The sequence below is a fragment of the Psychroserpens sp. genome, from assembly GCF_036960315.1.
Lineage (GTDB): Bacteria > Bacteroidota > Bacteroidia > Flavobacteriales > Flavobacteriaceae > Psychroserpens.
This window is the reverse complement of sequence record NZ_JBALVR010000005.1, coordinates 1-13,975: the sequence shown is the minus strand read 5'-3', so window position 1 is coordinate 13,975 and position 13,975 is coordinate 1. Positions and strand designations below refer to the sequence as shown.

At 35.4% G+C, this 13,975-nt stretch carries 8 protein-coding genes; 7 read left to right on the top strand and 1 reads right to left on the bottom strand.

The features are described 5' to 3' along the window. The first annotated feature begins 1 nt into the window (after nt 1). Complete coding sequence (locus tag V7719_RS09770; RefSeq protein ID WP_335729718.1) at nt 2-508, top strand: DUF2480 family protein; 507 nt, start codon at nt 2-4, stop codon at nt 506-508. A gap of 145 nt (nt 509-653) precedes the next feature. Beyond that, on the top strand, nt 654-1,592 hold the full coding sequence (locus V7719_RS09765; RefSeq protein ID WP_335729717.1) for a DUF3078 domain-containing protein: 939 nt from the start codon (nt 654-656) through the stop codon (nt 1,590-1,592). Nucleotides 1,593-1,661: 69 nt separating this feature from the next. Here V7719_RS09765 and hflX read toward each other — a convergent pair whose 3' ends face one another. Beyond that, on the bottom strand, nt 1,662-2,876 hold the full coding sequence (gene hflX / locus V7719_RS09760; protein ID WP_335729716.1) for a GTPase HflX: 1,215 nt from the start codon (nt 2,874-2,876) through the stop codon (nt 1,662-1,664). A gap of 72 nt (nt 2,877-2,948) precedes the next feature. Here hflX and V7719_RS09755 point away from each other — a divergent pair, with 72 nt between their 5' ends. The 5 genes from V7719_RS09755 to V7719_RS09735 form a co-directional block, all read left to right on the top strand. Then, nucleotides 2,949-3,914, top strand: a complete 966-nt coding sequence (locus tag V7719_RS09755) for an endonuclease/exonuclease/phosphatase family protein (protein WP_335729715.1) — start codon at nt 2,949-2,951, stop codon at nt 3,912-3,914. A 215-nt stretch (nt 3,915-4,129) separates the two neighbouring features. Further along, complete coding sequence (locus tag V7719_RS09750; RefSeq protein ID WP_335729714.1) at nt 4,130-9,358, top strand: gliding motility-associated C-terminal domain-containing protein; 5,229 nt, start codon at nt 4,130-4,132, stop codon at nt 9,356-9,358. A 59-nt stretch (nt 9,359-9,417) separates the two neighbouring features. Next, complete coding sequence (locus V7719_RS09745; RefSeq protein WP_335729713.1) at nt 9,418-10,320, top strand: PorP/SprF family type IX secretion system membrane protein; 903 nt, start codon at nt 9,418-9,420, stop codon at nt 10,318-10,320. Nucleotides 10,321-10,339: 19 nt separating this feature from the next. After that, nucleotides 10,340-12,253, top strand: a complete 1,914-nt coding sequence (locus V7719_RS09740) for an OmpA family protein (RefSeq protein WP_335729712.1) — start codon at nt 10,340-10,342, stop codon at nt 12,251-12,253. Between the two features lie 144 nt (nt 12,254-12,397). Next, the coding region (locus tag V7719_RS09735) for a fibronectin type III domain-containing protein (RefSeq protein ID WP_335729711.1) at nt 12,398-13,975 on the top strand (1,578 nt) is incomplete at its 3' end.

Genomic DNA, 13,975 nt, shown 5'->3' with positions numbered 1-13,975 from the left:
TATGGCTGATGAGATCATAAATAGAGTTGCGCAAAGTAAATTGATGGTTGTAGATCTTGAAGACTTCTATCCTGAAGGCGAACGATTTGTTTTTGATATCAAAGATTGGTTATATGAAGGCTTTGTGCTTAGAGAAAAAGAGTTTAGACAACTAGTTAATGATTATGATTGGTCTACGCATCAAAATCAATATGTCGCCTTAACTTGTTCTACCGATGCGATTATTCCTGCTTGGGCTTACATGCTCTTAACTGTTGAGTTACAACCTTATGTCAACAACGTATGTATAGGTGATTTAGAAACTCTTGAGACGGTAATCTATCTAGATATTATCAATACACTTGATCTTAAACCTTATATAGATAAACCAATTATTATAAAAGGATGTGCAAACAAACCTGTACCTTCAAATGCTTATATTATGCTGTCTAGCAAATTAAAACCAGTGGCTAAATCTATCATGTATGGAGAAGCATGTTCCTCGGTTCCTCTTTTCAAAAGAAAATAAAACTGTCGTTGTGACTTTTAAGTAAACGGTGTGTCCAATTTAACAATTCACATTTCTATTTTATTTCAAATAACTGGTGTTCAAGTGACTAATAAATTATATTTACACTCGAATTAATAAATCGGAAACTATTAAAACTAAAATTATGACTAAAAAATTACTTTTAACTGCAGTATTGATGTTATCAATGGCTTTTGGTTTTTCGCAAACTAAAGAAGAGTTGCAAGCCCAAAAAGCAGAAAAACAAGCTGTTGCTGATGCAGCCCAAGCCGAAGCAGATGCATTGCAAGGACAAATAGACGCTTTACCAGGTTGGAGAGTTGGTGCCTTTGGTGTTATTGGAGGAAGTTTATCTAACTTCAAAAACTACTATGCTCAAGCTGCACCAAATAACTCCTCTGGAAACATAGGGTTTACAGTTAATGGATATGCTAATTTAATTCAGGATAAATTTTTCTGGAGAAATGCTTTAACAACTAATTTAAACTGGACAAAGTTAGACAACAAAGACACCGATTTAGATAGTGACGATTTCGAACCAACAACAGATATTTTTAATATTTCTTCTTTATACGGAAGAAAATTAAGTGAGAAATTCGCTATCTCAGGATTAATGGAATATAGAACTACGCTTTTAAACAACTTCAATGATCCAGGATATTTAGATCTTGGTGTTGGTGCAACATGGACACCAATTGAAAATTTGATCGTTGTGATTCATCCATTAAACTACAACTTTGTATTTGCAGAAAATGATTCTGTTTTTGAATCTTCTTTAGGTGCGAAAATTGTAGCTGATTATACACGACAAATTGGAGCTGTAGCTTTTAAATCTAATTTATCAATGTTTCAAAGTTATAAAAGTGGAGATTTGTCTAACGTAACTTGGACCAATTCTTTTAGCTATACCCTTTGGAAAATGATAGGTGTTGGTTTTGACTTCGGATTAAGAAGTAACAAGCAAGAAGCATTAAATTTCGCTTTGGCTAATTTTGATGGAGATGTAGCAGATACGCCTACATTTGATAATGTGGATAACGACTTACAAACCTATTATACTTTAGGACTGACTTACAAATTCTAAATCACAGATTTCATTATAAAAAAAGCATCCCGATAATTTCGAGATGCTTTTTTTATAATGAATAGCTAATTATTTGGTTTCTTCGGAATAATCAGGATACAAAAAATGATTATAAGGGAAGCGCGTCACGTGAATTTCTCTTACTTCATCATAGATTCGTTTTTTGAACGTATCTATGTTCTCCTTGTTTAATGCCGAAATGAACAGTGCATTTTTTCCAACGCGATTCATCCAAGTGTTTTTCCACTCATCAAGAGAGTAATGTAATGAGGTTCTTTCGGTTACCAAATCATCATCATCAAATGGTTCAGCTACATAGGTATCTATCTTGTTAAATACCATAATAATTGGTTTGTCAGAACTATCTATTTCACCAAGAATCTTATTTACAGATTCTATATGTTCTTCAAAGTTTGGGTGCGAAATATCAACAACATGAAGTAATAAATCGGCTTCTCTAACTTCGTCCAATGTGCTTTTGAAGGACTCAATTAATTGCGTCGGTAATTTTCTGATAAAACCTACAGTGTCAGTTAACAAAAAAGGTAAATTTTGTATCACCACTTTTCTTACTGTAGTGTCTAAAGTTGCAAATAATTTATTTTCAGCAAAAACATCACTTTTGCTAACGACATTCATTAATGTTGACTTTCCAACATTGGTATATCCAACTAAAGCAACGCGAACCATTTTGCCTCGATTGCCACGCTGTACAGCCATTTGTTTGTCAATCGTTTTAATTTTTGCTTTTAGTAAAGCAATTTTGTCACGTACAATACGTCTATCGGTTTCAATTTCGGTCTCACCAGGACCGCGCATTCCAATTCCACCTTTTTGTCGTTCAAGGTGTGTCCACATTCCTTTAAGCCTAGGAAGTAAATATTCGCATTGAGCTAATTCTACTTGGGTACGAGCATAACTTGTTGTTGCTCGTTGAGCAAAGATATCGAGGATGAGATTAGTTCTGTCCAACACTTTACAACCTAATATTTTACTAATGCTTCGTTCTTGGCCTGCAGAAAGTTCGTCATCAAAAATTGCAGTTCCAACATTATGTTCTTCAATATAACTCTGTACCTCTTGCATTTTACCAGAACCAATAAAAGTTTTTGGATTTGGCATCTCCATTTTTTGGGTAAAACGTTTTAAAACTTCACCTCCTGCAGTATAGGTCAAAAACTCGAGTTCATCTAAATATTCATTAGACTGTTCTTCATTTTGATCTCTGGTAACAACACCAATAAGTACTGCTTTTTCTAATCCTATATCTTTTTTTTCAATCATAAAGTCAAATAATTTACAAAGTTACGTAATTGAAAATTCCTCATATTACATTTTAAAATTTAAATTTGTGACATGAATTCCCAAGATTTAAATACAATGACATATACGGTTGCATTTTATAACCTCGAAAATCTATTCGATATCTATAATGATGCCACCAAGCATGATAACGATTTTTTGCCAGGCTCAGATAAGCGCTGGACAAAAAAACGGTATGATCGAAAACTTTTCAAATTAGGTCAGGTCATTTCTAAAATTGGATTTATTGACACTCAAAAACCACCAACAATTATAGGTTTGGCTGAGGTTGAAAACAAGAATGTACTTCAAGATTTAATCGAAAGTAAAGATTTAGAACCGTTTGATTATGGGATTGTACACTATAACTCTCAAGACGAAAGAGGTATAGATGTCGCTTTGATTTATGATAAAACGGATTTTACAGTTGAAAACTCTAAGACATTTTCAGTCTATCTTGAAGATGAAATAGGAGACCAAGATTATACGAGAGACATTTTGTTGGTATCAGGAATTCTGCATTCTGAAAAAGTTCATTGTATTGTTAACCATTGGCCTTCGAGACGTGAAGGCGAATTGGAATCTATGCCAAAGCGCATGAAAGCTTCAGAAAAAGTTATAGAAATTATCAATCAATTGAAATCAGAAGACCCAAATGCTAAAATTCTTGTCATGGGTGATTTTAATGACAACCCAAGTAATGAAAGTATAAAACTTCTTTCCAATAAAGGAGAACTCTACAATCCTATGGAAACAATGTTATCCTATAGTAGAGGAAGTTCAAATCATAATTTTAAGTGGAATTTATTTGATCAAATTTTATTTTCTACTAATTTCTTCGAAACCCAAAATAATAAGCTAAAATTTGACAGTGCAGATATTTTTGATGAAAAGTTTTTAACGCAGTATAAAGGGAAATATAAAGGGCAACCGTTTAGAACTTATGTTGGCAAAAAATATAAAGGAGGATATAGTGATCACTTTCCAGTTTATGTGCAATTAAATACTACCGAAGCTTAAGTTCTTAACGTCTTTTCCTTTTTGTCGATAATAATTGCGTTTTATCTATTATAACATTGTTAACGGTTTGTTAACAGTCTTTTTTTTTTATCTTCGGTTGCTTAATTGAGCCATATAATATGACTCTTTTGTCGAGAATTCCCCATTCTACCTTGGGAACAACATTTAAGGCGCTAACAATCAATTGATTAAATAATTAAATAGCATTCATTAATATGAAAAAAATTTTACTCTCGTTATCATTCCTTTTTGCTTTCTCAATTTGGTGTGCTGATGCACAGATTACGTCCTATCCATACTTAGAAGATTTTGAATCCGGAGATGGTGGATGGATTATAGATACAGCTAATCCAGGAACTTGGGCTCTTGGAGCTCCAACAGCTGCAATTATTAATAGTGCCGACTCTGGCACCAATGCTTGGGTTACTAACTTAGCAGGTGACTATAATACTAATGAAAATGGAATTGTAGTAAGTCCGGTTTTTGATTTAACTTCCTTATCGGCACCTTCTATTGAAATGAGTGTTTGGTGGAATTCCGAATTTAGTTGGGACGGTATGGTTTTACAATCGTCGATTGATGACGGAACCTCTTGGCAAAACGTTGGAAATGTAGGTGATCCAAACAATTGGTATAATGATGGAACCATTGCAGGGAATCCTGGAGGACAAGACGACGGTTGGACTGGACGAGGAACAACTGGTTCTGCAGGTTGGGTAGTTGCAAGACACGCCTTAAATGGACTTGGTGGACAAGCCAATGTCATTTTAAGAGTGGCATTTGGATCTGATGGTTCTGTTCAAGATGAAGGTGTTGCTTTTGACACGGTTACAATCTTTGAGGTAAGTTGCCCAGAGCCTTCTGGAATCGCTATAACAGCTGCTACAGAAAACTCGGTTGAAGTAAACTGGACTCCTGGAGGAGCAGAAACTACATGGGAAATAGCAATACAAGATGCCGGAACTGGTTTACCAACTGGTCCAGGTGTTACAACAATGAATAACAACCCATATAATGCAACAGCATTAACTCCGAGTACAGCTTATGAAGTATATGTAAGAAGTGATTGTAGTACAGATGGTTTTAGTAATTGGGTTGGTCCTATTAACTTTACAACATTAAATATACCACCACCACCGCCTAACGGAGTTACCTGTGCTTCAGGTTCTTCTTCTTTCATCTTCACAGAAAACTTTGACCAAGATCCTCCTTTAGGTTGGACAGGTACAGGCTTTGATGGAAGTAATGGTAATTGGGATATAACTGGTGCTGGTGGAAATTCGGGAGGAACTGGCCCAGCAAATGCTTATGATGGAGGAACAGGAAATCACCTTGAATATGAAGCATCAGGCGATGCTACTGATATAGCCTCAGCTATTAGCCCAGCAATTGATTTGACATCGGCTTTAGATGGTGCTGAATTATCTTTCTTTTTACACGCTTTTGGTGCAGATATGGGAACCTTAAATGTTGGTGTTTCTACTGATGTTGCTGGTCCATTTACTTCCCTATTTACTTGGGTAGGAGATTTGCAAATTGCCGATACTGAAGCTTGGGTGCCTGTAGGAATCAACTTAGATGCTTATTTAGGACAAGTGATTTATCTAGAATTTAACTATGGTGGAGCTGGTACAGGTTTTGAAGGCGATATGTCTATTGATTTTATCAGAGTAGAATCTTGTGGAGCATTCTGTATTCCACCTAGTGGGATCGCTATCGCTAATATTGGAGGAACTTCTGTAGATATTAGTTGGACAGCAAACAGTGGCGAAACATCATGGGAATATGTTGTTGTTCCAGTTGGAACAGGAGAGCCTTCAGGTCCTGGAACTACAGTGTCAACACCATCGGCTTCAGTTACTAGTTTAGATTTTCAAACAGAATACGAAGTTTGGGTAAGATCTAATTGTGATGCCAATGGATTTAGTACTTGGGTTGGACCTGTTACTTTTACGACAACAGTTCAGTCAAATTATGCTATTGATTGTACTCAAGCTCCAACTCAAATTAATTACTGTTACGATAATAACGATACTACTAATTGGACATTCACATCAACAGATGGAAGTCCAATTAGATTGACTTTTAATGCCGGTGGAATTGAAGGTTGTTGTGATGATATATTAGTATATGATGGTGCAGATAATACAGCGCCGTTAATATTTCAAGGAAATAACGGTGGAGATCTTTCTGGATTAGAATTTGACTCAACTGGAGATACCATGTACATGGAAATTGATTCTGATGGCTCTGTAAGTTGTGCATCTGGTAGTGGATGTTGTACTGCGCCTTGGGATTTTACCGTGGCATGTGCCACTTGTGTTCAGCCAGAAGCTACCTATACTGTAGTTTCAAATTGTCTAGTTGGACCAGAATTCTTTGTAGATGTTGACTTAACAAATTTAGGTTCTGCGACATCAATTACAATGAGTGATGATCAAGGGAGTGCTTCTCAAACGGTAAGTGCTTTAGGGATTGTGACTTTTGGACCATATCCGAATAATACACCAGTTGAAATTACTATAGCCAATGATGATGATGCTAATTGTACAATATCTAGTCCAACATTTAATCAGGAGTTTTGTACTGAAAATTTGGTAGATTGTACTGCAGGTCCAGTAAACTCATTCTACTGTTATGATAATAATGATTCAAACCAATTTTCATATACGAGCTCAGATGGGTCACCATTAAATTTAACAATTAACACTGGGGAAATTGAAGGCGCGCCTTTTGATTTCTTAGTGGTTTTAGATTCTGATGGTATCACTGAACTATATAATGGAGAAGGTAATAATGGTGTCTTAGATGGATTAACATTTCAATCTACAGGAGATACTATTTACTTCCAAATTACTTCAGACGGATCAGTAAGTTGTCAATCTGGAAGTGGTTGTTGTTTAAATGGAATCGATTTCACGGTGTCTTGTGCAACATGTATCAATCCAGCAGCAACCTATCAAATCGTAGATGATTGTGACAATGGAGATCAATTCTTAATAGACGTAAATATCACGAGTTTAGGAGATGCTACATCGCTTACCATATCAAACAATATAGATGTAACAACAGTGCCAGTTACAGCAACAGGTGTTTATCAAATTGGACCATTTCCATTTTTAGTAGATGTCATTGTTTCGATAAGCAATGATCAAGATATCAACTGTGTAATTAATAGTAATGCAATTGAGTTGTTGGCTTGTCCACCAGAAAATGATAATCCGTGTAATGCTACGGTGGCAGCTGTTAACGATGATGATTCTTGTGTTTTGACAACATCAGGAACATTAATCGAAGCAACAGACTCTGGAGTACCAACTGGATCATGCGGAGGTAATCCTAATGATGATGTATGGTTTGAGTTTACAGCTTTAAGTGAAGTGCAATTGATTTCATTAGTAAATATTAATGGAGGTTTTAATACCGATATTGCTTTGTATGAAGGGGCTTGTGATGCACTAATAGAATTAGAATGTGCTGATGGAGATGCTATGGTTTCTCCTCAATTAGTAGTAGGAAACACCTATTATATTAGAGTGTTTTCTGGAGGAAACGACGCTGTAACGACAACATTCGATTTATGTATTAAGGAAGCACCAACAAATATAATTTGTGAAAATGCAGAGAACTTTTGTGCTGAACCAGGTGGAGCATTAACAACTTCTAATATTATTGGGATTCCAGATGCTACAGATATTGCATGTTTATTTTCTGCACCAAACCCTACATGGAACATTCTTCAAATTGGCGATCCTGGATTAATTGAAATAGAAATTGCTCAGGTTGACGATGCCGGAAATGGATTGGATGTTGATTTCGTGCTTTGGGGACCATTCGATTCTTTAGCAAATGCTTGTGGAAACCTAGATCTAGGTTGCCCTAATCCTGGAGGAGATTGTCCTAACAACACAGGAGATCCTAATTTCTATCCTTTTGGAAATATTGTGGATTGTAGTTACTCGTTTGTTTCCGTTGAAAATCTTACCATAGATAATGCTCTAGCAGGAGAAATATATGTTTTGTTGGTGACCAACTTCTCAGACAATCCAGGAACTATTTCTATTAGTCAGACTAATTCTGGAGGAACAGATGATGGTGATATTACTGCAGAGATTGAAGTAGACTTAGGGGCCGATCAAGAGTTTTGTGGTTTCCCTGATTATGTATTAAATGCAGATTCACCTTTTGCTGATATCTACGAGTGGTACGAAAATGGTTTTATCATTGCTGATGAAACTGGACCAACATTGACAGTGACTGCATCAAATACCTATACCGTAATTGCTTATGACGAACAGTGTGACTCTCAAGCGCAAGATTCAGTAACGGTTACATTTGGTCTTGAACCTGTAGCAAATGCGGTTGATGACATTATTACTTGTGATGATATTTCAGCAGATGAAATTGAAGATTTTGATTTAAGTATTCAAACATCAGGAATTTTAGGAGCACAATCTGATACAGATTTTAATGTTTCATATCACTTAACTTTATCAGATGCTCAGTCTGATATCAACCCATTACCATTAAACTATACAAATACATCTAACCCACAAACTATTTATGTAAGAATAGAGGATGCTAATGCAGAGTTTTGCTCTGCTACAACTAGTTTTGATTTAATTATTTCTGGCCCAATACCAGATGCTACTAGTGTTCCAATTGAAGTTTGTGATGACGATATAGATGGTGTTGCTTTATTTGATTTAGCAGCCAACGACTCAAATATTTTGAATGGACAAAGTAGCACAGATTTTACAGTAACTTATTACGAGAGTGAAGCAGATGCTGAAGCTGGTGTGAATGCAATAGATACTTCTTCACTATATAGTAGTGCCTCTCAAACAATTTATGCTAGAGTTGAAAGTAATATTTCTTTTGATTGTTTCTCAACAACACCATTTGACTTAATAGTTAAGCCATTGCCAAGTACTTCATTTTCTACAGATTTCGATTATGAGGTATGTCCTAATGCAACAGTTGCAGTTTTGATTACTGCAACAGCTAATAACTATACCGAATCTGAAGTAACCATCGTATGGTATCAAGATGGAGGAGTTATTGCTGGTGAAAACAGTTTATCATTGCCTGTATTAGAAGCTGGACTTTATGAAATTGAAGTGACGCTTAATGATGCAACCATGTGTTCAAGCATAACTTCACAAACAATCATAGAACTTGATAGTTGTGTTATCCCACAAGGGATTTCACCAAACGGAGATGGTATGAATGATACTTTTGATTTAAGTAGCTATGATGTAAGTAAACTTGAAATATTTAACCGTAATGGGACTTTAGTGTTTTCTAAGACCAACTATACTAACGAGTGGTATGGACAAACCAATGATGGTGATGAATTGCCAGTAGGGACATATTTCTATACTATGGAATATGAAGATGGTAAGCGAAGAAGTGCATGGGTTTATATACAGCGACTCAATTAATGACCAAATAAAATTAAAAAAAGGATTCAACCAAACAACTAAAATCAAATAACTAACAAATGAAAAAATTCTATATCATTATTGTATTGCTGATCGCAACACAAGTGTATGGACAACAAGATCCACAATATACACAATACATGTATAATATGAACGTCATCAACCCAGCATACGCTGGTTCTAAGGAGAATCTCTCATTTGGGTTACTATATCGTACTCAATGGGCTGGTATTGATGGAGCTCCTGAGACAGGTACCTTTTTTGGGCACCTTCGAGTTGGAGAAAAAGTTGGTGTAGGCTTGTCTATAATAGCAGACAATGTTGGACCAATTAAAGAAACTAATGCATATGCCGATTTTTCATATACATTACAATTAGGAGGAGATCACAGATTAGCATTCGGTGTTAAGGCTGGAGCTACATTTCACGATATTGGCTTAGCCGATATTGACCTTATCGATCCTAATGATCCGTTCTTCCAAAACATCAATACGACCACTCCAAACATTGGAGCAGGATTATTCTATTATACAGAGAATTATTATCTAGCTTTGTCTGTTCCAAATATTTTGAATTCCGTTCACTTAGATGCTGATGGTAACAAGTTAGGTTCAGAAAAATCGCATTATTTCTTTACAGGTGGATATGTTTTCGAATTATCTCCAAACACAAAATTAAAACCTACATTTTTAGTGAAATCTGCATTTGACGCACCAACATCTTTTGATGTTAACCTTAATGCTTTGTTTTATGAAAAATTTGAAATAGGTGCTTCTTACAGATTAGACGACTCTTTTTCTGGGATGATTAATTTCGCAATAACACCTTCTTTACGAGTTGGGTATGCTTATGACAGTGTGAATTCAGATATTAAAAAGTATGCACCAGCATCACACGAATTTTTGTTGTTATTTGATTTAAACTTTCCAAAGAAAGTTTCACGCTCACCTAGATACTTCTAAACAATTAAGCTAAAACATTATGAAAAAATTATTAACACTTTTTACAATAGCAGCATTAAGTAGTTTCAGCTTAATTGCTCAAAATAAAGACACAAAAAAAGCAGATAAACACTTTAATAGATTTGAATTTGTCGAAGCTGCTAAAGATTATGCCAAATTGATTGAAAACGGGAAAGGAGACCCTTATGTATACGGTCAATTAGCAGAATCCTATTACAACGTATTTAATACTCAAGAAGCTGAACGTTGGTATGCTAAGGCTCTTGAAGGTTCTAATGAACCAGAAGTGATTTTTAAGTATTCTCAAATGCTAAAGGCTAATGGGAAATATGAAGAATCTAATGCTCAAATGGCAAAATTTGCTTCAATGCGTCCAAGTGATGATAGAGCGATAGCATTCAAAAAGAATCCTGATTATTTACCGAAAATTTTAGAAAAGGGTAAAAAATTCAATATTCAAAACCTAGGGTTTAATACTAAGTATTCAGATTTTGGAGGAACACTTCAAGATGGTAAACTTTACATCACATCTGCTAGAAATACAAGCCGTAAAACTTACGGATGGAATGAAGAACCATTTTTGGATATATATGAATTAAGTAAAAATGATGACGGAACTTACCAAGCTGCTAACTTAGCTGGAGGTAAAGTTAATACAAAATATCATGAAGGTATTGTAGCATTTTCTCCAGATGGGAAAACTATGTATTTTTCTCGTGAGAGTTATTTTGAGAAAGAATACGAGAGAGATTCTATTACAAATTATAGAATAAGTCAGCTTCAATTGTTCAAATCAATAAAGACTAGTGATGGATGGGGAAATGTTGAAGGATTCCCAATCAATAGTGATAATTATTCGGTTAAAAACCCATCTGTAAGTGCAGACGGTAAAACATTGTATTTTTCTTCTAACATGCCAGGAGGATTTGGTTTATACGATATTTATAAAACATCTATCAATAGTGATGGTTCTTTAGGTGAGCCAGAAAATCTAGGCCAAAAAGTAAATACTCAAGGTCATGAAATGTTCCCTTATATAAGTAGCAATAACACATTGTACTTTTCTTCAAATGGACATTTGGGTCTAGGGAATCTAGATGTGTTTTACTCAAAAGTAGTAGACGGTAAAATGGGTCCAGTAAGAAATATTGGAGTGCCAGTTAATAGTAATGCAGATGATTTTGCCTTCCATTTAGATGAAGAATCCGAAGAAGGTTTCGTGTCTTCAAACCGAGATGGTGGATTAGGAGGCGATGATGTTTATGCTATAAAAAAATTACAACCACTATGTGATGTGCTTATAACAGGTACAGTTACCGATTCTAAAACAGGTGAGCCAATTAATGCTGCCTCTGTAACATTATTTGATGACCAAGGAAATATGGTTTTATCGAAAGTGACCAACGCTGATGGTACTGTTGAATTTATTGTTGAATGCGGAAAGCAATCAGGATTAGAAGTTGTGATGGATGGTTATGAAAGTCAGAAAATCACTGTAAGTGCTTCTGAAGAAGAAGAAGAAGAAGTTAGTATCATGTTAGATCCTATTGAAGAAATAGTTGGCCCAGAGATGGTTAATCTTAATCCTATTTATTTTGAATTTGATAAATCAAATGTTACAGCTCAAGCGGCTTTCGAATTGGATAAGTTAGTTCAAATTATGAACAAATACCCAGATATGGTTATTAGTGCCATGTCTCATACTGATAGCAGAGGATCTGCTCCTTATAATGAAAGATTATCAGATAGAAGAGCAAAAACAACAGTTCAATATGTGATTTCTAAAGGAATTGATAAAGCTAGAATTTCTGGAATGGGTAAAGGAGAAAATGAACTAAAAGTAGACTGCGGTTCTAACTGTACAGACGAAGAACACCAAATGAATAGAAGATCTGAATTTATTATTGTGAGTGGAGGACCACAAGCTCAGTAAAAACCATAACTAAATGATTAACTAACTATATAAAAAGCTCTGACACTAATCATGCAGAGCTTTTATTGGATATACTCAAAAAATGGCTTCAATGATTTTATGCTAAAAATCATTAAAAGAAAAGTTTTAAAACAACCAACACAAATGAAAAAAAACATCTTATTTATTGTGCTAATATTTACCTTTTCTATGGTAGAAGCACAAACGTATTTACAAGAAAATTTTGATGCGGAGATTCCAGCTACTTGGACAGTTACCGATGAAGGAGGCGCTACAGGTGACTCGTGGATTTCTGGACAACAAGGAGGTGGGAATACTCTCAATGGAACAAATTGTGCCATAGTTGATAGTGATACGAATGGTAACGGAACAGAACTTATTGAAACCCTGACTTCACCAGTTTTTGATACTACTGGAGCTGTAGCATTGTTTTTTGACTTCGACCAGTTTTATAATAACATTGGAGCTGATAGTGCTGTTGTAGAAGTTTTTGACGGAACAAACTGGGTTGAATTATTAAACCAAACTGCTAATGCTGGAAATTTTGATGCGCCAGACGAACAGCATATTGACATTACTGCGTATTCTAATGCGAATATGCAAGTTCGATTTATTTACAATGATGGTAACGATTGGGCTTGGTATTGGTTAGTTGATAATGTACAAGTTTACAATTCTACTTGTAATTTTCCTTTAGATTTAGCTGTGGCAAATATCACATCTACAACAACAGATTTAAGCTGGACCCCTGGAGGAACTGAAACAGCATGGGAAGTTATTAATCAAGATGCTGGAGGGCCTGCGCCAACGGATACTGATGCAGGAACTATGACGACTAATAACCCATATACAGTTATGGGATTAGTAGAAGGAACGAATTATGAATTTTATGTTAGAGCTGATTGTGGTGCAGACGGAACAAGTATTTGGGTTGGACCATTCGCCTATAGAGTAAGTGGACCTGGGGAAGTTTGTGAAAGTTCAATCGTAGTAACAAACCCCTTGCCTTATACAACTACAGACGATACATCAAATTATACCGATGATTATTCTGGTACTCCAGGAGCTGATTGTGGTTCTGGAAACGGATACTTAAATGGCGATGATGTGGTATATGCATATACACCAACTGCCGATACATCTATTGATATTACTGTATCTAATTTATCTGATAATTATACAGGTGTTTTTGTGTATACTGATTGTGCAAATATTGGTAACCAATGTGAAACAGGAGCAATTAATGGTTTCGCTCAAGATGATTTAATCATTGATAATTTAACTGTTACTAACGGTCAAACCTACTATATTGTTATTTCTACTTGGGCATCACCTCAGAACGTTGCTTATACGCTAACAATTACCGAAAACACTTGTGTTGATCCTGTTGTAGACTTCGCGGTTAGACAAGATTGTATTAACGGCCCACAATTTTTTGTAGATGTAAATCTAACCGATTTAGGTTCTGCAACTTCAATGACAATTTCTGATGATCAAGGAAGTGCGCCTCAAAATGCAACGGTCGCGGGAGTATTTTCTTTTGGACCTTTTGCAAATAATACACCAATTATAATTACAGTTGTAAATGACGATGATGCCAATTGTAATCTCACAAGTACATCCTTAACGCAAGATCAATGTGTGTTAAACCTTGTAGATTGTACACAACCACCATTACAATTTAATTATTGTTATGATAATAATGATGATACAGCTTGGTTA